Source organism: Natronospirillum operosum (genome assembly GCF_004768465.1).
In the GTDB taxonomy this organism is placed as follows: Bacteria; Pseudomonadota; Gammaproteobacteria; order Pseudomonadales; family Natronospirillaceae; genus Natronospirillum; species Natronospirillum operosum.
Genome location: NZ_SRMF01000003.1, coordinates 58,564 through 77,139 on the forward strand (window position 1 = coordinate 58,564; position 18,576 = coordinate 77,139).

At 60.1% G+C, this 18,576-nt stretch carries 17 protein-coding genes and 1 tRNA gene; 5 read left to right on the plus strand and 13 right to left on the minus strand.

The window, feature by feature from the left end; genetic code table 11:
* Window positions 1-95: 95 nt before the first annotated feature.
* A complete protein-coding gene (locus E4656_RS09255; protein WP_135482947.1) occupies window positions 96-1,421 on the minus strand; it encodes a hypothetical protein in 1,326 nt (441 codons plus the stop codon).
* 220 nt (window positions 1,422-1,641) lie between these two features.
* Between E4656_RS09255 and E4656_RS09260 the strand changes: the two genes are divergently transcribed.
* Window positions 1,642-2,706: a hypothetical protein gene (locus tag E4656_RS09260; protein ID WP_135482948.1), complete on the plus strand. Its 1,065-nt coding sequence runs from the start codon at window positions 1,642-1,644 to the stop codon at window positions 2,704-2,706.
* 90 nt (window positions 2,707-2,796) lie between these two features.
* On the opposite strand, the gene E4656_RS09265 is transcribed toward E4656_RS09260, so the two are convergent.
* Together E4656_RS09265 and E4656_RS09270 are read right to left on the minus strand one after the other, a co-directional pair.
* A complete protein-coding gene (locus E4656_RS09265) occupies window positions 2,797-4,215 on the minus strand; it encodes an ATP-binding protein (protein ID WP_135482949.1) in 1,419 nt (472 codons plus the stop codon).
* Window positions 4,216-4,231: 16 nt separating this feature from the next.
* Window positions 4,232-4,933, minus strand: coding sequence for a response regulator transcription factor (locus E4656_RS09270; protein ID WP_135482950.1), 702 nt, complete (start codon window positions 4,931-4,933; stop codon window positions 4,232-4,234).
* 240 nt (window positions 4,934-5,173) lie between these two features.
* Between E4656_RS09270 and smrA the strand changes: the two genes are divergently transcribed.
* On the plus strand, window positions 5,174-5,758 hold the full coding sequence (gene smrA / locus E4656_RS09275; protein WP_135482951.1) for a DNA endonuclease SmrA: 585 nt from the start codon (window positions 5,174-5,176) through the stop codon (window positions 5,756-5,758).
* 101 nt (window positions 5,759-5,859) lie between these two features.
* Here smrA and E4656_RS09280 read toward each other — a convergent pair.
* The 6 genes from E4656_RS09280 to udk all read right to left on the minus strand — a co-directional run bounded on the left by E4656_RS09280 (window position 5,860) and on the right by udk (window position 13,404).
* Window positions 5,860-5,946 (minus strand) — tRNA-Leu (locus tag E4656_RS09280).
* A 607-nt stretch (window positions 5,947-6,553) separates the two neighbouring features.
* On the minus strand, window positions 6,554-8,497 hold the full coding sequence (acs, locus tag E4656_RS09285) for an acetate--CoA ligase (protein ID WP_135482952.1): 1,944 nt from the start codon (window positions 8,495-8,497) through the stop codon (window positions 6,554-6,556).
* A gap of 131 nt (window positions 8,498-8,628) precedes the next feature.
* Window positions 8,629-11,025 (minus strand): Lon protease family protein, encoded by a 2,397-nt coding sequence (locus E4656_RS09290; protein WP_135482953.1) that lies wholly within the window; start codon window positions 11,023-11,025, stop codon window positions 8,629-8,631.
* 59 nt (window positions 11,026-11,084) lie between these two features.
* A complete protein-coding gene (gene thyA / locus E4656_RS09295; RefSeq protein WP_135482954.1) occupies window positions 11,085-11,879 on the minus strand; it encodes a thymidylate synthase in 795 nt (264 codons plus the stop codon).
* Between the two features lie 20 nt (window positions 11,880-11,899).
* Window positions 11,900-12,751: a prolipoprotein diacylglyceryl transferase gene (gene lgt, locus E4656_RS09300; protein WP_135482955.1), complete on the minus strand. Its 852-nt coding sequence runs from the start codon at window positions 12,749-12,751 to the stop codon at window positions 11,900-11,902.
* Window positions 12,752-12,753: 2 nt separating this feature from the next.
* A complete protein-coding gene (gene udk / locus E4656_RS09305) occupies window positions 12,754-13,404 on the minus strand; it encodes a uridine kinase (RefSeq protein WP_135482956.1) in 651 nt (216 codons plus the stop codon).
* 225 nt (window positions 13,405-13,629) lie between these two features.
* Between udk and E4656_RS20230 the strand changes: the two genes are divergently transcribed.
* Window positions 13,630-13,797, plus strand: coding sequence for a hypothetical protein (locus E4656_RS20230; protein ID WP_167856005.1), 168 nt, complete (start codon window positions 13,630-13,632; stop codon window positions 13,795-13,797).
* Between the two features lie 83 nt (window positions 13,798-13,880).
* Here the strand turns inward: E4656_RS20230 and E4656_RS09310 are convergent, their stop codons facing one another.
* From E4656_RS09310 to E4656_RS09325, 4 genes are all read right to left on the minus strand, one after another.
* Window positions 13,881-14,282, minus strand: a complete 402-nt coding sequence (locus E4656_RS09310) for a DUF2000 domain-containing protein (RefSeq protein WP_135482957.1) — start codon at window positions 14,280-14,282, stop codon at window positions 13,881-13,883.
* 230 nt (window positions 14,283-14,512) lie between these two features.
* Window positions 14,513-14,980, minus strand: coding sequence for a bacterioferritin (gene bfr / locus E4656_RS09315; RefSeq protein WP_135482958.1), 468 nt, complete (start codon window positions 14,978-14,980; stop codon window positions 14,513-14,515).
* A gap of 43 nt (window positions 14,981-15,023) precedes the next feature.
* Window positions 15,024-15,491, minus strand: a complete 468-nt coding sequence (gene bfr, locus E4656_RS09320; protein WP_135482959.1) for a bacterioferritin — start codon at window positions 15,489-15,491, stop codon at window positions 15,024-15,026.
* 81 nt (window positions 15,492-15,572) lie between these two features.
* Entirely contained in the window at window positions 15,573-15,818 is a 246-nt protein-coding gene (locus E4656_RS09325) for a bacterioferritin-associated ferredoxin (RefSeq protein WP_240753950.1), read from the minus strand.
* A gap of 248 nt (window positions 15,819-16,066) precedes the next feature.
* On the opposite strand from E4656_RS09325, the gene E4656_RS09330 reads away from it, so the two are divergent.
* Together E4656_RS09330 and fbaA are read left to right on the plus strand one after the other, a co-directional pair.
* Window positions 16,067-17,251, plus strand: coding sequence for a phosphoglycerate kinase (locus E4656_RS09330; RefSeq protein ID WP_135482960.1), 1,185 nt, complete (start codon window positions 16,067-16,069; stop codon window positions 17,249-17,251).
* 124 nt (window positions 17,252-17,375) lie between these two features.
* On the plus strand, window positions 17,376-18,452 hold the full coding sequence (fbaA, locus tag E4656_RS09335) for a class II fructose-bisphosphate aldolase (protein WP_135482961.1): 1,077 nt from the start codon (window positions 17,376-17,378) through the stop codon (window positions 18,450-18,452).
* Window positions 18,453-18,576 lie beyond the last annotated feature (124 nt).

The window sequence follows — 18,576 nt, forward strand, 5'->3', positions numbered from 1 at the left end:
ATGCAGTGCGAAATGGAGCGGTATTATTCCCTGTACCGCTGTCCCATTATGGTCGAGGCGGGAGGGCTTTGCCACATTTGGGAAGTATCTGCAGCTCAGCCGGCGCTCTGGTTGCGTATGCGCCGACGGCGTTCGTCAATGGTGTCCAGATGCTGTTGCCATTGCGCCTCGGTGACAACCCCGCGCTCAACCATCAGGTCGCCATAGGCCTGATGGTTGCCGGCCATGCAGCTGTAGTCTTCCACCTCTTCCGCCCAGTCATCGGTATAGGCGAATTTGTGCAGATAGTTCCAGGACGCCTGATAGTCGCCCTGAGCCAGGTAGAGCTCGCACAGGGCCACCGAGACGAGCGGGTTGGTCGGGTGCTGGCTTTCCAGTTGCAGGTGCACCTGAATGGCGTCGTTCAGTGAAACCGGTGTGTTGTCTTCGTTGCCCCAGCGTCCGCGTCCGGTCAGAGCCAACTGGCGCACTTCCTGAATGGCGGTCAGATAACCGCGCTGGGCCAGATCCAGCAGCTGTGAACGCTGCTGCGCCGGGCTCTGCCGAGTGTCATTGAACTGTTCCGCCAGCCATTGGCTGAGCGGGTGCGCAGAGCTGTTCAGACGGGCGGCCAGACCGGCCATGACGGCATCATCGGTACCGGCTTCATTGAGGGTGGTGGCATTGACGCGGGTCAGGTTCTGCAGTTGCAGGTAGGGATTGCCGGCAAGGTTGCCCAGCAGTTCCTCCAGATTGCTGTCCAGCCCGGCCTGGCCCTGAAACCAGCCGGGCTGGCTGATCAGCAGTGTCTGGGCTGCATGATTACCGGCCAGGGCGCGGTCGAATGCTTCGGCCAACTGGTTGCTGCCCGGTTGCCAGGAAGGTTGCCAGTCGGCAAACAACCAGTGCAGCCAGTTCGGGCTTTCCCGATTTCGGCGCTCTTGGTTCAGATAGGGTTCTTCAACGAAGCCGTACTGCAGGAGGCTGTCATCCAGCACCAGAAAGTCGCGGAAGGCCAGGGTAAGATACTGGGCAAAGTTGTTGCCGCGTCCGGCCAGGGGCTCGATGTGCTGCCAGAAACGATTGAAGTCCATGGCATCGGCCAACACCAGCAGGGCCCTGACCGCCTCTATGTCGTCCGGGTCCTGCAGGCCATAGTACGGGTCCAGCCAGTCGCCCTGTGGTGGTGTCAGCGGCTCCGCAGACGGGTCTTCGGGGGCTGCCGGGGCAGTTGCGGGGGTTTCGGGCAGTGGCGCTGGCAAGAGTTCCGGTGTTGCCGTCGGTGCTGCGGAGCTGGTCGCGGGGGGCTCTGGCAGGGGTTCCGGCGCAGGCATGATGGCCGCAGGCTCGGTTGGTATGATGGTGCTTTGACTGAGCCAGACGGCACCAGCGCCGAGGACGCCAGCCAGGATAGCCAGGATCAGGATGGACCGGGATACCATGCTGCTACTCCTCAATGTGTGCCTGCTCGGACAGCTGGTGCGCAGGGTCACGCAGTGAGCACTAGTGTAAATCCTGCAGATGCAGGGTGCACGCAGGCGGGACACCTTTTACTATGTGCCTGTTGACTCAGTATTTGCAGTCCTTGTGTCAGCCAGCAATGGCGCCAACAGGCGAGAGCCAATTCAGAATTAAAAGAGTTGAACTCATCCGGAGAGTGCAATGATTGCCGGACATAATGACAACACGGTAGTGGAAATACCAACAGGCACCAGCCTGGGAGGCTGGCTTACCATGACAGCAGATGCGGATTCCCTGCCTGCAGGGTACCAGTTTCTGGAGCGGGTAGCCGACGCGGCCCCGGCCGAACAGGCTATCAGGCCTGACCTGCTACCGTTGTGCATGCACGCTGACGGACGTTATCTGTGCGCTCAACTGTCTCCCATGGGGCGAGCCATGTGCTATGGCGAGTGGTCCGAGGTTGCCGGCTGGTCACCCTGGACGCCACACTGGGAAGGTGTTCTGGTTACTCTGTGGGCGCTGGAAGCGTTGAAAGCCGGCGACAAGCCGGTTGATGCGCGCTTCCACTGGATCGGCAATGTATGGACCTCTGTACAGGAGCAGTCAGCAGGTTTGCCAGGCTGGTCGACGTTCTCCCGTCAGCGGGGGCCTGAACCCCTGATGACCCTGCTGGAACGGGGAGTGGCACCCTATCCGGCCATTCTGGCGCTGTCGGCCTGGTTTGATGGGCAGCCATCAGCGGCACCGGATAATCTGGAGCCCCTGCTGGTGCGCGAGCGCTGCCGCCTGTGGCGCAGCGTTGATCCGTCCGAGAATTCTCTGCAGCAGGTGGTTAAGGCGGTTTATGCCGTGCAGGCCATGCGCCGGGGTGAATTCGACTGTCGCCAGCCGGACTCGGACTATGCGCTGAATCTGTCCGCGGTGTTGCAGGACCACTGGCAGCACGTTCCCGAACCTCTGCGGGATGATCATCTGATCAAGGCGGCGCGTGATGGTCGGGCCTCCATTCTGGCCCGCACCTGGGCTGACGAGGCAGCTATCTGTCGGCAACGCCAGCATTATGCCGAGGCCTGTCGGGCCATGAGCCAGGTCTGGTGCGCCGAACCGACGCTGATGTCCGCCCGCCTGCGCGCCCGCTGGCTGCAGGATACCCGACACGCTGACAGCGAATGCTGGCAGACCCTGCTGACCTGGCACGGCTTTGTGCCACCGGAAGAGGCCGGGCAGAACGCCGGCAGTTTGCAGGCACTCACTCTCCAGCTGTAACCGCAGCTTGCACAGGCGCCAGCCAGCCTGGCGCCCGTTGATCATTAATCACCTTTCGCTCTTCTGCCTCCTGCCTGCCCGTATTGCTGTTCAGTCACCGGTTGTGGATGGCAGTTGCAGGCTGATCGGCAGGGTCAGCGTGATGCGCAGACCGCCACCCTCGACGTTTTCGGCTCTCACAGTGCCATTGTGCGCTTCCACGGCCTGGCGCGTGATGGACAGCCCCAGTCCCGAGCCGCCCTGCTGGGTATTGGTGGCACGGAAGAAGGGTTCGAACAGATGCGGCAGATCCTGTGCGGGGACGCCGGTACCGGCATCCTCGACCTGAATGATGACCCATTCGCCCTGCTGGGCGGTATCAATCACCACCTCCGATTCTTCCGGCGTGTATTTGACGGCATTGCGGACAACGTTCTCGATGGCCGAATTCAGCAGCATCTGATCCCCGATAACCCGGACCGGCAGCGCCGATTTCAGGGTGACCTCGCGGTTCTGGGCCCGGGCTTCAAAGTTGGCATCATCGGCGATGGTGCGCAGCATCTTGCCCAGATCGATGGGCTGCATGTCCATGTGCTGGAGCCGGTTTTCCAGCCGCGACAACTGCAGCAACTGGGCAATCATGGCTTCCAGCCGCTGGGCTTCCCGTTCAATGCGATCCAGTTGTGGCGCCGCGCTGTCATCCTCGACGCGCTGGCGGGCGATGCCGAGTGCAATCTGCAACCGGGTCAGCGGTGATCTGAGCTCATGGCTGATATTGGACAACAGCTTCTGCTGCGCCTCGATCAGGCTCTGCAGGCGCTCCGCCATATGGTCGAAGTCCTGGCCAAGCTGACCGATGTCATCGGCGCGTCGTGACACCACTGCCGGCACGCGGGATTCCAGTTTGCCACTGGCCAGTGACCGACTGGTGGTGCGCAGCAGCCGCAGGGGTCGGGACAGGGAATTGGCCAGCCACAGGCTGAGCATGCCGCTGACCAGCAGTGCCAGCAGGGTCCAGGTCAGCCGTTCGTTGATCACTTCCAGCAGGCGGTTGGCCGGAGTGTCGGTGATGGTCTTGATCAGGACACGGTAGGTCTCGCCGCGATGACGCAGCGGCATGGCGCCAATCCAGCGGATGTCTTCCCAGGTCGCTGCCAGGGGGTCACCGGACTCCACCATGGCGCCGATCATGTAGAGTTCGATCTGGTCGGGTTGCGGCGTGCCGAGCAGGCGGAAATTGGGGTCGACGAGATAGAGGTCCAAGCCGAAACGAATGCTGGCATAGCGAATGGCCTGCAGCGGTGTCATGCCCGCTTCAAGATAACCTTCCAGCTCATCGCGCTGGTACACCAACAACTGTTCTTCATCCGGCGTCAGGTCAGTCAGGTCATAGGGTCTGGCCCACTGCTGCAGCACCAGAAAGGACACCATGGAGATCAGCACCAGCGTCAGCCAGAACCAGATGAAGATGCGCCCCGTCAGGGACGCCAGGGGATTCAGCGAGCGGATCCAGGACAGGGGCAGTCTCATGCGGACAGCAGACCGCCTAGTTGGCTACAAACTGGTAGCCAACACCGCGCAAGGTCTTGATGGGCCTGTAGTCCTCTGACAGAGTCATGATCTTCTTGCGTACGTTACTGACGTGCATGTCGATGGAGCGGTCATAGGGCTCCAGCGGCCGACCCAGTACCGTCTGATACAGTTCGTTCTTGGTCACGACCTGGCCGGCACGTTCCATCAGCGTCTGCAATACCTTGAACTCGGTCTGGGTCAGTTCCAGATCCTGCTTGTCGATCAGGGCCTGATAGACCCGGGTGTCCAGGGTCACACGGCCCAGCGTCAGCACCGGTTGCACGGCGGGGCCAGGGCGCTGATGCTCCATTTCGATGCGGCGCAGCAGTGCTCGAATGCGAGCGACCAGTTCGCGGTGGCTGTAGGGCTTGGGCAGATAGTCGTCGGCACCGAGTTCCAATCCCAGCACCTTGTCGAGCTCATCGCCCTTGGCGGTCAGCATCAATACCGGCACCGTATTGGCGTTGCGCATTTCCCGCAGTACATCCAGGCCCGACATGCCGGGCATCATGACATCCAGCAGTATCAGGTCGTAGTCTTTCTCGGCGAGCTTCTGCAGCCCCTCTTCGCCGGAGTAGGCCAGTTCCAGAGAGAACCCTTCGCTGGCCAGAAATTCAACCAGCAGTTCACCTAACTCTTTGTCGTCATCAATGAGCAGGAGTTTGTCGGTCTTCATGCGTGCACACCTTCCAGATTTGCGGCCCAGGCCTGACATCAGGCAATCTTTACAATGGGCGACTGTGGCGATAGTGCAGCAGTGCCCGGTGAATTGTAAAGAGTGGGTTGTGTCAGTGACCCCAGACTTTCACACCCTATACGTAGAGTGGGGCCGGGGAGCCTGTGTATCAATGCAAAGCGGCAAGCGGTCCAGTAAACTGTAGGGCTGCTGTTGGAGTCTGATAATTGGAGCGGGACCGTGTCAGAACAGGATGAAGATGATCTGTTTGCGCAGGAGATGGCCGGCGTGCGGCGGCTGCGCGCAGAACCTACGGTGCGTCTGCAGCGCCAGCCGGCGCCGGAAACGGATGCCGCCCTGGCCCGGCGGCGGGCCGCGGCGGAACGGGATCAGCAGGTGACGGTGGATGGCCTGTCGGAAACGCATATCGAGTGGGTGCAGCCGACCGATGTGCTGAGCTGGCGGGCTGCCGGCGTGGCGCATGGCGTGTTTCGGCGCCTGAAGCAGGGCGACTATATTCTGGACGCCCGTCTGGACCTGCACCGGCATACCGTCGAGCAGGCCAGGCGTGCCTTGATTCGTTTCATTCTGGACTGCCAGACCTATGACGTGCGCGCCGCCATTGTGTTGCATGGCAAGGGCGAGCGCGGCGAACGCAAGGCGGTGATCAAGTCCTATACCCATCACTGGCTGCAGCGCATTCCGGAAGTACTGGCATTTCATTCGGCACAGCCCCGTCATGGCGGTGCCGGTGCACTCTATGTACTGATCAAGAAGAGCGAGAAAAAGAAGCAGGAGAATCGGGAGCGTTACAGAAACCAGTAGCAGGCCCGTGTCGGCAACGACAAGGCACGCCACCAATGGCGTGGTGATCGATACAAGGGCGCTGAAGCAGGGTATACAGAAAGGAAAGCGTACTGGGAAAGTGGTGCCTAGGAGAGGACTTGAACCTCCACGGCCGTAAGGCCACTAGCACCTGAAGCTAGCGTGTCTACCAATTCCACCACCTAGGCACTTCAGGCTGATCTGCCAGGTCACCCCGGCAAACGTGGGGCGTACTTTAGCCGAGGGCCCTGAGGCTGTCAAATATTTTTTTGCAGAAAAAACAACAGACTAAAGAGCTATCCAAGGCAACACCGCAGCAAGGAAGCGGCAGGTCGACAGCGAGGCGGGGTTGAGTAGTGCACTAACGGCCTCAGACCCTCTGCAAGGGCCGGTTCTGGCGCCTTCTGTGCCTGTCAACCGAATGTGCACAACTTTTGTCAGAAAAATCTTCAGGCGGTCGTTGACAACATCGGAAAAACTTACAGAGCCCTCTGTGGCGGGCCTTTCAGCGGGTTGGTCAATAATTCGACCTATCCACAGATTCTGTGGATAAGTCTGTTGGTAAAAATGGTAGAACCGGCTGTAGGCCAGCATCCATGCCGACCTGAACAGATACGCCAAAAATTACACAACGAAGCAATCTGACGGCTGTCGGGGGCCTGCACCAAACCCGTCGGGACTTGGTAACACGGGGCGTTGACCATACCGCAGCGCCTTGTTCTGTAGGCTGTGAGCCTTGCTCACGCATGCGTGGCCAAGGGCCACAGCCTACAAAGGGGAGGCATGAGGCGCCTGTTACCGGTTGAGACGGTGATCAATCAACTCATCCACCACCCCGGGGTCCGCCAGCGTCGAGGTATCGCCCAACTCGCCATAGTCATTGGCGGCGATCTTGCGCAGGATACGGCGCATGATCTTGCCCGAGCGTGTCTTCGGCAGCCCCGGTGTCCACTGGATCAGGTCCGGCGTGGCCAGCGGTCCGATCTCCTTGCGCACCCACTGGATCAGTTCCTTGCTCAGTTCATCGCTGGGCTCCACATCCGCCATTGGTGTGATGTAGACATAGATGCCCTGCCCCTTGAGGTCATGCGGGTAGCCAACCACGGCGGCCTCGGCGACGGACGGGTGGGCTACCAGCGCACTTTCGATCTCGGCCGTGCCCAGGCGGTGGCCGGAGACATTCAGCACATCATCGACGCGGCCGGTGATCCAGTAGTAGCCGTCCTCATCCCGTTTGGCGCCATCACCGGTGAAGTAGACACCGTCATAGGCGCTGAAGTAGGTATCGATAAAGCGCTGGTGGTCTCCGTAAACGGAGCGCATTTGCCCGGGCCAGGAGTCCTTGATCACCAGATTGCCGCTGTTGGCGCCCTTCAGTTCCTCGCCATCCGGCCCAAAGAGCGCCGGCATGATGCCGAAGAAGGGCCGTGTCGCGCTGCCCGGCTTGAGGTCGGTCGCGCCCGGCAGCGGCGTGATCATGATGCCGCCGGTCTCGGTCTGCCACCAGGTATCGACCACCTGGCACTGGCTGTTGCCGAATTCGGTGTAGTACCAGTTCCACGCCTCCGGGTTGATCGGCTCACCGACGCTGCCCAGAATGCGCAGACTGTTGCGTTGGGACGAGGCGGTGGCTTCGCTGCCCTTACCCATCAGGGCGCGGATGGCCGTTGGCGCCGTGTAGAGAATGTTGACCTGGTGCTTGTCCACCACCTCGCCCAGGCGGCCGGCGGTCGGGTAATTGGGCACGCCCTCGAACATCAGCGTGGTGGCTCCGTTGGCCAGCGGGCCATAGAGAATATAGCTGTGGCCGGTCACCCAGCCCACATCGGCGGCACACCAGTAGATGTCGCCGTCCCTGTAGTCAAAGACATACTGGTGGGTCAGCGAGGCATAGACGATATAACCGCCGGTGGTGTGCAGCACGCCCTTGGGCTTGCCGGTGGAGCCGGAGGTATAGAGGATGAACAGCGGGTCTTCGGCGTTCATGCGCTCCGGCTCACAACGGGTCGACTGGCTGTCGGTCAGCTCATGGTACCAGTGGTCGCGCTGGTCGTGCCAGTCGATGTCACCGCCGGTGCGACGGGTGACCACGACGTGCTCGACAATATCGGCGCCCTTGACGGCCAGAGACTTGTCGACATTGGCCTTCAGCGGAATCTTGCGCCCGCCACGCACGCCTTCATCGGCGGTGATCACAACACGGGAGTCGCAGTCGATAATGCGCTGGGCCAGAGCCTCGGGCGAGAAGCCGCCGAAGACCACCGAATGGACGGCGCCGATACGGGCACAGGCCAGCATGGCATAGGCGGCTTCGGGGATCATGGGCATGTAGATGGTCACGCGGTCGCCCTTGCTGACGCCCAGCGATTTCAGGCCGTTGGCCAGTTGGCAGACCCGGTCGTGCAGCGTCTGGTAGGAAATGGCCTGATGATCGCCCGGTTCGTCACCTTCCCAGAGGATGGCGGTCTGTTCGGCACGGTCTTGCAGGTGGCGGTCGATGCAGTTGTGCGCCACGTTGAGTTCGCCGTCGCCATACCAGCGGATATGCAGGTTGTGGCGGTCATAACTGACATCCCGAACCTCGGTAAACGGCTTGAACCAGTCAATGCGCTCGGCCTGCTCGCGCCAGAAATTCTCGTTGTCATCAATGGAACGCTGATACAGGGCTGCGTACTGTTCGTTGTTGATCAGGGCGTTCTGCCGGGCGGTGTCTGGCACCGGATAGACTTTCTGTTCCATCTGTCTCTCCCTACCGTAAGTGGGTCTCTTGTTGTTATCGCCGTACCTGCAGGCCGCGTGGTCAGAAGGCATGCCACAGGCCTGCGGCGACGGAGCGGTCAGTGTAGGGTGACTTGCCGGTATTTAACAGGTCACCTTTTGCTGCTGTCCTCCTCTTCGCTCAGCCGGTCATGCATGGACCTCAGGTTCTGCCGCGCCTCATCGTGGATCAGCAGCGCATCCTGGCCGAGCAGCAGGGTCAGCACATCATCAATCTGCTGTGCAGCATAGATGTTGAACAGGCCGGCTTCCACAGCCTCGATGACTTCATCCTTCAGCATCAGATGACGTGCATTGTCGGCCGGGATAATCACCCCCTGACGCCCGGTCAGACCGCGACTGGCGCAGACCTTGAAGAAGCCTTCGATCTTTTCATTGACCCCGCCCACGGCCTGCACTTCACCGTGCTGGTTCATGGAGCCGGTCACCGCCAGCGACTGCAGGACTGGAATATCGGTGACGGCGGAGATCAGGGCCACCAGTTCGGCACAGGTGGCCGAGTCGCCATCCACATGGCCATAGGACTGTTCCATGGCGATATGCGCATTCAGCGTCAGCGGGATGTCACGGCCATATTGGCGGGCCAGATAGCCGTTGAGAATCATCACGCCCTTGGAATGCACCGCCTGGCCGAGCTGGGCCTCACGCTCGATATCCATGATGCCCTGCGAACCCAGAGACGCGGTGGCGGTAATGCGGGCCGGCGAGCCGAACACAGACTCGCCGATTTCCATGACCGTCAGGCCGTTCACGCAGCCGGCGCGTTCACCGTCGGTGGAGATCTTGACCGTGCCTTCGGCGATTTCCAGAATCATCTGGTCGCTGATACGGCTGCTGCGATACTCCGCCGCGCGCAGCGCCAGCTCCACATGGCGCGCCTCGATCAGGCTGTCGCGCTTCTGCTGGCGCAGGTAATCGGCTTCGGCCACCATCTTGAACAGATGAATGATCTGGGCACTGATGCGTTCCTGGTGCTCGCCCTGGCGCAGTGAAAACTCGATCAGTCGGGCCACGGCATCACGACTGATGGCCGGATAGCCTTTCTCGTCAGCATAGTGCTTGATGCGCAGAATAAGCTGCTGCACCGAGTCGTTGTCGCGCGGAATATAGCTGTCGAAATCGACCAGGATGCGGAACAGTTCATTGAATTCGGGATCCAGCGCCAGCAGTTGATAGTAGATGTCGCGCGAGCCGATCAGGATGATCTTGACCTGCAAGGGCACGGTTTCCGGGCTCAGTGTTACCGCATGCATCAGGCTGGGGTCGATGAATGGCGACTCCATCTTGATCTGGCGGGTTTTCAGTGCCAGCTTGAGCGCGTCCCAGGCAAAGGGTTCCACCAGCAGCTTTTCGGCGTCCATGATCAGGTAGCCGCCATTGGCCTTGTGCAGGCTGCCCGGCTGAATCAACTGGAAATTGGTCACCGACATGCCCTGCTGGGTGGCGTATTCAATGCGCCCGAACAGGTTCTGGTAGGTCGGCAGCAGTTCGTACACCACCGGCACCCCGTTCTGCGGCTCGTTCTGCACCAGCAGGTTGGGCAGCAACTGGCCGTGCAGGGCCTGTTTGCGGTCCGGGTCGGAGACTTTCTCCAACGGGTGGTCTTCCAGAAACACCTCGCTGATCAGGGTCGGCAGTTGCTGTTTGAGCTGGCGCAGGTAGCGCAGCACGGAAATATTGCCGTCATACTTGTATTCCAGCTCGCGCAGCAGCGGCTTGACCGCCTGGGTGATGGTTTCATCATCCAGCTGACGCTGCTTCTCGCTGGTTTCCCGCCGCCACTGGGGCAATTCCAGCAGCGATTCGTTGAGCAGTTCTTCCAGGTCCTGAATGCGGCGCTGGAATTCGCTGCGTTCGCTCTCGGCAAGCTGCGCGAATTCGGTTTCATCGAGCACCTTGCCGTCCACAATGGGCGCCAGGATGATGCTGCCCTGATCCGACAGCAGGGCGATCTCCTGCTGGGAGGCGACCTTGTCCACCTGCATGATGGCGAGGTCGTATTTCTGGTTGAACTCGCGGTCGATGGCAGCGCGTCGGCGCTGGTAGCTGGGGTTCTCGAAGGCATCCGGGAAGGTGCTCATCAGCTCATCGACAAAGGCTTCCATATCCTCCCTGAACACCTTGCCCTGGCCGGCGGCCAGTTGCATGACCAGGGGTTCGCGGGTCTTGTCGAAGTTGTTGATGAAGCAGACATCCAGTGGCGGCGGGCGACGGGTGGCCACCTCGCGTACATAGCTGGAGACCAGTGACTGCCGGCCGGTGCCGGACTCGCCCATCACGAAGAGGTTATAGCCGCTGGCTTCCATGTTGATACCGAACTCCAGCGCTTCCTTGGCGCGCGGCTGGCCGAGAAAACCGGAGGCCCCGTCGAGATCTGCGGTAGTCTCGAAATCGAGGTAGCTCAGGTCCACACGCGAGCTCAACTGGCTGGCGTCAAGGCGAGCTGAGGGGAGAGCGGAGGCGACAGAGGCAGCAGAATCACTGGCCATGGTGTTCGGGTTCCTTGTACTGATGGGCCGCACGGGCCGGAACTGACGGGGTCGGTAGCTCAGACAGCCACTGGACCCTTGATATGAGGATGCGCCTGATAGCCGACGATTTCAAAGTCTTCAAAGCGATAATCGAACAGGGTTTCGGGCCGCCGGCGGATTTCCAGTTGCGGCAACGGATATGGTTCTCGCTTGATCTGCTTGTCAGTTTGCACAGCATGATTGCTATAGATATGCACATCGCCCCCGGTCCAGATGAATTCGCCTACTTCCAGGTCGGCCTGCTGGGCCATCATGTGCGTCAGCAGGGCATAGCTGGCGATATTGAACGGCAGGCCCAGGAAGACATCACAGCTGCGCTGATAGAGCTGACAGCTGAGTTTGCCATTGGCCACATAGAACTGGAACAGACAATGACAGGGCGGCAGGGCCATGCTGGGTACATCGGCCGGATTCCAGGCCACCACCAGCATGCGGCGCGAGTCCGGGCGGTGGCGGATCTGCTCCATTACATCACTGATCTGGTCGATGGTTTCGCCGCGCGGTGTTTCCCAGGCCCGCCACTGCCGGCCATAGACCGGCCCCAGATCGCCGTTCTCGTCGGCCCAGTCGTTCCAGATCGAGACCCCGTTTTCCTGCAGATAGCGCACATTGGTATCGCCGTTCAGAAACCAGAGCAGCTCGTGAATGATCGAGCGCAGATGGATTTTCTTGGTGGTTACCAGCGGGAAACCGGCGCCCAGATCGAAGCGCATTTGATAGCCAAAGATGCTCCGGGTGCCGGTGCCGGTGCGATCGGATTTGTCATGGCCATGGGCTTTGATGTGACGAATCAGATCCAGATACTGTTGCATAATCAGGGTGTCCTGTACTTTCAGCGTTTCTGCTTGCGTTTGGATTTGGCGGGTCCGCGCGCGACGGCGGGCTGCACCCGGTCGTCGATGTTCAGGCGGTAGGCCATGATCAGGAAGATCACGCCCAGAATGACCATGGGCAGCGACAGCAGAATACCCATGGTGAGCCAGTTGCCGGCCAGGTAGCCGATATGCTGATCCGGCTCGCGGAAGAATTCTGCAATACAGCGAAAAATCCCATAGCCGGCCAGAAAGAAACCGGTAACCGCAAAGCGCGGCCGCGGCTTGCTGCTGAACCACAGCAGCAGCACGAACAGCAGCAGGCCCTCACCGGCCACCTGATACAGCTGTGATGGATGGCGTGCGAGTTCGCCCGGTGCCTGCGGAAAAATCATGGCCCAGGGCACGTCACTGGTGCGCCCCCAGAGTTCACCGTTGACAAAGTTGCCCATGCGCACGGCGGCGAAGCCCAGCGGCGCCAGCGGTGCAATGAAATCGGTCACCTGCCAGTAGCTCTTGCCATGGTTGCGCGCAAACAGCAGCAGCCCCAGCGACACGCCGATAAAACCGCCATGGAAGGACATGCCACCCTGGGTCAGGTTGAACAGATAGAGTGGGTTGTTGATGAACTCGCCGAACTGATAAAACAGCACATAGCCGATGCGGCCGCCCAGCAGCGTGCCCAGGATGACATAGTTGAGCATGGCGCTCACCTGATCCGTCGACCAGCCACGCCAGGGTTGATTGCGGGCACGCCAATGACCGAGCCACCAGCCGCCCAGAAAGGCCACCAGGTAGCTGACGCCATACCAGTGCACCTGAATGAAGCCGAGGTCCAGGGCTACCGGGTTGAGATCGTGAACATAGGGCACAGTCAGTCTCCTTTTGTGTAACTGGGCAGCGCCCGGGACAGCGCGGCCCAGCCTGTTGCAATCATGCTGTCATGGCCCTGGCTGCCGTCGATCACTGCCTCGGCATGGCGGCGCGAAGGCGCGACATGGGTGAGAAAACCCGGCCGCACACTGGACTCATACTGAGCCAGCACGCTCTCGGCCGTGCGCCCCCGTTGCCGGATGTCACGGCGCAGGCGCCGCAGCAGGCACAGGTCCGCAGGGGTGTCGACGTATAGCCGCAGGCTCAGCGTATCCCGCAGTGCCGGCACGGTCAGCACAAACAGACCTTCGAGCAGTACCAGCGGAGCCGGTTGCAGGCGCCGGGTCTCGGCTGCCCGGGTATGTTGCCGGTAATCGTAAATGGGCTGCAAAACCGGCTGCCCGGAGGCCAGTTGCCGCAACTGGCTGACCAGCAGCGCATGATCCAGCGCTGCCGGGTCATCATAGTTCTGTCTTTCGCGCGTTGCCGGGCTCAGATGCGATTGATCCCGATAATAGGCATCTTCACCGAGCAGCAGCACCGACTGCGGCCCGTTGGCGGCTTCAAGACCGGCTTTCAGACCCTGTGCCAGGGTGGTCTTGCCCGACCCGGAAGCCCCCGCAATGCCCACCAGGGTGCAGGACGTCGTCATGCTGTCTGTCCGCCCGTGATTCAGATGGCGGTATTAAAACACAGGTGCGCATGGCCGTCATTGCAGGTCTGCATCGGGAGTGCAGCAGAACTCTGATAATGCACTTGCAAATACGAACAATTATTACTAAGTTAATGATGCTGCACTGGATTAGATGCCAGTCGTGGCAGACCCGGCGCTCATGCGCCGACAACAGCGGACAACCAGGGGCAGGGTGTAATCAGCATGGGAACACATCGGTTCGGACTGGATTCATTGGCCAATGGTCTGATGATGGTGCGACAGCGGCGTGATCGCAGTCGCCATCGCCTGCCGCTGACCTACAGCGCCCTGATGATTGTCGGCCTGGCGGCCGGAGCCGGTCTCTCCATGGCTCTGTTCTCCCTGTACTGAACTCGGCGCTGTCAGACGGCCGACCTGCCGCACAAAATGTTATAACACAACATATTTTGATCAATATCTTCCTCTTGTGTCCTTTACCGCAACAAGGGCAGTCGGCCACACAGTCGGTCCACTGCCTTTCTCGGCCCGGCCAGCAAAAGGCCCTGTGGTATCTGCGCCGCAAGTGATGCGGAATTGATGCGCAAGGTGTAATCCGCATAGTCGCTGGCCTCGAATGCGGCGCGCATGTAGGCACAACGAAGCGGCAGTTCCGCAGCGGCAAGAAAGAGGTCGGGCAGATCACCTCCCGGGGCACCGAGGACAGGCAGGGGCACTTTAGTAATACCTTTGAGCTGTACACCATCGGCCGAGACGGTATCGTCGCCTACCAGATCAGGAAAATGCTTGCCAAGGCTCATGCCCAGAACAGCAGCGAAGTTTGCAACAAGGCCGGCCGGCAGATTGTCGGCCAGTACGATAACGGTTTTTGTTGACATGAATGATCCTCCTGTTGGGCTTCAGACTGCCCAAAGAAGGATCATGGGTATTGAACAAAAGTGATCTTTGGGCCAATCAGACTCTGTGCCTTGGGTGGCTTCTCGTCGGCCACGCCAATGCCAATGAATTCGGCCAGGAAGCCATCGATCTTCGCAAGCTTTGAGCGGACCTTCGAGAATGCATTGGACTCAACAGTATCGCCGTGCGCTGACATGACGGAGGCATTTTGTCAGGCCTGCGACTGCAGGTAGTTTTCCAGCCCCATGGTGCGGATATGACCCAGTTGCTGTTCCAGCCAGTGGGTGTGATCCTGCTCGGTGTCGGCAAGCAGCTTGAGCAGGATGTCGCGGGTGACGTAGTCCTGCTCTTTCTCGCACAGCGCTATGGCCTTGCGCAGGGCGGCGGCGTTGTCGTACTCGGTGTCCAGGTCATTCTGCAGCATGTCCGGCACGGTGGCGCCGATGCGGAGTTTGTCCCGGGCGGCCACATCCGGTGTGCCTTCGAGAAACAGAATGCGTTCGATCAGCAGGGTGGCATGGCCGATTTCGTCCTGCCGCTCATGGTCGATTCGCTCGTAGAGTTTCTGCAGGCCCCAGTTTTCATACATCTGGCTGTGCACGAAATACTGGTCGATGGACGTCAGTTCGATGGCCAGCAGCTTGTTCAGTGTGTCGATGACGGTCTTCTTGCCTTGCATGCGAGACTCCTTGAAAGAGGTTGTGTCAGGGCGGGGCGCCTGTTCAGTCGGCCTGGGACTGCAGGTAGTTGGCCAGCCCCATCTTGCCCATCAGCTCTATCTGGGTTTCGGCCCAGTCGTAGTAGTTTTCTTCCGCATCCAGAATATCCTGCAGCAACTGGCGGCTGACGTAGTCGTGCTTCTGCTCACAGAGAGTGATGCCATCCCGAACCGTGGCAATGCAGTCCGTCATCAGGTCGAGATCGCACTGCAGCATTTCCGGCACCACTTCACCGATGCGCAGGCGGCCGAGATGCTGCAGGTTGGGCAGCCCTTCCAGAAACAGAATGCGTTCGATCAGTGCGTCGGCCCGTTTCATGGCCCGGATGGATTCCTTGTAGACAGGCTCATTCAGCCCGGAAAGTCCCCAGTTGCGGCACATGCGGGCGTGGAGGAAGGTCTGGTTGATCAGAACGAGTTCATTGGACAGGACAGAATTGAGAGTCTGTACAATACCGGCTTCGCCTTGCATGGCGGCATCCCTGTTGGTGACGGTTGAATTCGATGCCCGATGTTATAGTTCAGACAGGGCGGGATTTCCAGTAGCGATTGGTCAGGCGGCAGCCGAGGCGGCTGAATAGAACAGATTGCCGGCAGTGGGTTCCGGCAGTGCCGGACGGGCGGCATCAAGCAGGTCTCGCGCATCGCGGGCACACTTGCCGCAGCAGGTGCCGACACCGAACTCGCGCTGCAGATCACGCATGGAGTTGACCTGCCCCTGGCTGACAGCGGTGGTGATCTGCTGATCGGTGATGGCGTTGCAAAGACAGACGTACATGATATGAAGAATCCAGGCCATGCTTTGATTGCATTATCGACGACTGAGAATCATTGTCAATAGCAAGTGCTTGTCATTCGATTTCGTATTGCGTCATGGGTACTGCGCCGCCAGTTTTGTAATAAACCTTCGGATATTTGTGCTTTTTGAAGGGAAAAGCAGTTCCAGTGTCGTTATTTTGAAAGAATATTCCATAAATCGGGTGCGAAAAGGCCTCCTAATCGGTAGAATGCGCGCACAATATGCACAGACAACCGAGGGAGTGTCCCATGTCCGTACTCAAGATGGCCGATCTGGATCTGACCGGTAAGCGCGTCCTGATCCGTCAGGACCTCAATGTGCCGCTGGACAGCGCACGCAACATCACCTCTGATCAGCGCATTCGCGCCTCAGTGCCCACCATCCGGCTGGCTCTGGAAAAAGGCGCCAGGGTTATGGTGACCTCACACCTGGGCCGTCCCGAAGAAGGGCAGTTCGAGGAGAAAGCCTCGCTGGCCCCGGTCGCGGCGCATCTCGGCAAGCTGTTGGGACGGGAAGTGCCGTTGATCCGCGACTGGGTCGATGGTGTGGACATGGGTGATCATGACCTGGTGCTGCTGGAAAATGTGCGCTTCAACGCGGGCGAGAAGAAGAATGACGACAATCTGGCCCGGAAAATGGCCGGCTTGTGTGATGTGTTTGTCATGGATGCCTTCGGTACCGCGCACCGCGCGCAGGCCTCTACCCACGGGGTGGCCAAATATGCGCCCATGGCGGCGGCTGGCCCGTTGCTGGCGGCAGAGCTGGAAGCCCTGGCCAAGGCACTGAAAACCCCGGCCCGCCCCATGGTGGCGGTGGTGGGTGGCGCCAAGGTGTCCAGCAAGCTGACGGTACTGGAAGCCCTGTCGGAAAAGTGCGATGTGCTGGTCGTCGGCGGCGGTATCTCCAATACCTTTGTAGCCTCCGAGGGTTACAATGTCGGCAAGTCGCTGCATGAGAAGGACCTGATCCCCGAGGCCAGGCGCCTGCGCGAGAAGACCGAAGTCATCTTTGCCGAAGACTGCCGCACCACCAAACTGGATTTCGACGACTGGCGGCATGACGCCCCGGTGGAAGAAAAGGCCGCGGATCAGATCGGCGATGACGAGCAGATCATCGACTATGGCCCGAAAACCACCGCGAAAGTGGTCGAGATTCTGAAGCAGGCCAAGACCATTATCTGGAATGGTCCCTGTGGCGTGTTCGAGTTCGATGCCTTTGCACAGGGTACGAAGGACATCGCCCACGCCATCGCCGAGAGCGACGCGTTCTCGATTGCCGGTGGCGGTGACACCCTGGCTGCCATCGACAAGTACGACCTGGCGGACAAGATTTCCTATATCTCGACCGGCGGCGGTGCCTTTCTGGAGTTTGTGGAAGGCAAGACCCTACCCGCCGTTGCCATCCTCGAGGAGCGCGCCAGGGGCCAGGGCTGACCGCCGGCCCGATACAAGACACAACAACGGCCCTGAGCGCACAGGGCCTTTTGGGCCGCGCACCGGCCATGATGTATAATACCGGGCGCGGACATTCGAGCACATGCACACAGGTAGAAACGCTATGACCAAGATTTTTGACGCCGTAAAACCCGGAGTGGTAAGCGGTGAAGACGTGCAAAAGATTTTTGCCATCGCCAAGGAGCACAAGTTTGCTCTGCCCGCAGTCAACTGCGTTGGCACCGACTCCGTCAATGCCACCCTGGAAGCGGCGGCCAAGGTCCGCTCCCCGGTCGTGGTCCAGTTCTCCAACGGCGGCGCGGCCTTTTTCGCCGGCAAGGGGCTGAATCTGGACGGTCAGCAGGCGGCCATTCTGGGCGGCATTGCCGGTGCCAAATACGTGCACACCGTCGCCGAAGCCTATGGCGTGCCGGTGATTCTGCATACCGACCACGCGGCCAAGAAGCTGCTGCCGTGGATTGACGGGCTGCTGGAAGCCGGTGAAAAGCACTATGCCGAAACCGGCAAGCCGCTGTTCAGTTCCCACATGATTGATCTTTCGGAAGAAAGCCTGGAAGAGAACATCGAGATCTGTGGTCAGTATCTGCAGCGCATGGCCAAGCTCGGCATGACGCTGGAGATTGAACTGGGTGTGACCGGCGGCGAGGAAGACGGCGTGGACAACACCGGCGTCGATGCGGCGGATCTGTACACCCAGCCGGAAGATGTGGCCTATGCCTACGAGAAGCTGAACGCCATTGACCACCGCTTCACCATTGCGGCGTCCTTCGGCAATGTGCATGGAGTCTATCAGCCGGGCAACGTCAAGCTGACGCCCGAGATCCTGAAGAACTCGCAGGAATATGTCTCCGACAAGTTCAACCTGCCGCACAACAGCCTCAATTTCGTCTTCCACGGCGGCTCCGGCTCCACCGAAGCCGAGATCGAGGAGTCCATCAGCTATGGTGTCATCAAGATGAACATCGACACCGATACGCAGTGGGCCACCTGGGAAGGCGTGCGCAACTACTACGAGGCCAACAAGGCTTATCTGCAGGGCCAGATCGGCAACCCCGAAGGCGAGCACAAGCCGAACAAGAAGTACTATGACCCGCGCAAATGGCTGCGTGAGGGCCAGACTTCCATGGTCAAGCGTCTGGAAAAAGCCTTCAAGGATCTGAACGCCTACGACGTACTCTGACCCGTCGTCCCCGGGTCTGGCCGCCGTGCCGTGACCCGGGCCCTCGAATGGTCTGTGAAAGCCCCGTCGTTGCTGGCGCCGGGGCTTTTTTGATGGCCCTGAAAACCGCGTTGCCATGATGGAG

Bases quoted from the DNA above. Each gene is read 5' to 3' on its own strand.
- E4656_RS09255 (WP_135482947.1), bottom strand. From the start codon at position 1,421: ATGGTATCCCGGTCCATCCTGATCCTGGCTATCCTGGCTGGCGTCCTC.
- E4656_RS09260 (WP_135482948.1), top strand. From the start codon at position 1,642: ATGATTGCCGGACATAATGACAACACGGTAGTGGAAATACCAACAGGC.
- E4656_RS09265 (WP_135482949.1), bottom strand. From the start codon at position 4,215: ATGAGACTGCCCCTGTCCTGGATCCGCTCGCTGAATCCCCTGGCGTCC.
- E4656_RS09270 (WP_135482950.1), bottom strand. From the start codon at position 4,933: ATGAAGACCGACAAACTCCTGCTCATTGATGACGACAAAGAGTTAGGT.
- acs (WP_135482952.1), bottom strand. From the start codon at position 8,497: ATGGAACAGAAAGTCTATCCGGTGCCAGACACCGCCCGGCAGAACGCC.
- E4656_RS09290 (WP_135482953.1), bottom strand. From the start codon at position 11,025: ATGGCCAGTGATTCTGCTGCCTCTGTCGCCTCCGCTCTCCCCTCAGCT.
- thyA (WP_135482954.1), bottom strand. From the start codon at position 11,879: ATGCAACAGTATCTGGATCTGATTCGTCACATCAAAGCCCATGGCCAT.
- udk (WP_135482956.1), bottom strand. From the start codon at position 13,404: ATGACGACGTCCTGCACCCTGGTGGGCATTGCGGGGGCTTCCGGGTCG.
- E4656_RS20230 (WP_167856005.1), top strand. From the start codon at position 13,630: ATGGGAACACATCGGTTCGGACTGGATTCATTGGCCAATGGTCTGATG.
- E4656_RS09310 (WP_135482957.1), bottom strand. From the start codon at position 14,282: ATGTCAACAAAAACCGTTATCGTACTGGCCGACAATCTGCCGGCCGGC.
- bfr (WP_135482958.1), bottom strand. From the start codon at position 14,980: ATGCAAGGCAAGAAGACCGTCATCGACACACTGAACAAGCTGCTGGCC.
- bfr (WP_135482959.1), bottom strand. From the start codon at position 15,491: ATGCAAGGCGAAGCCGGTATTGTACAGACTCTCAATTCTGTCCTGTCC.
- E4656_RS09325 (WP_240753950.1), bottom strand. From the start codon at position 15,818: ATGGCCTGGATTCTTCATATCATGTACGTCTGTCTTTGCAACGCCATC.
- E4656_RS09330 (WP_135482960.1), top strand. From the start codon at position 16,067: ATGTCCGTACTCAAGATGGCCGATCTGGATCTGACCGGTAAGCGCGTC.
- fbaA (WP_135482961.1), top strand. From the start codon at position 17,376: ATGACCAAGATTTTTGACGCCGTAAAACCCGGAGTGGTAAGCGGTGAA.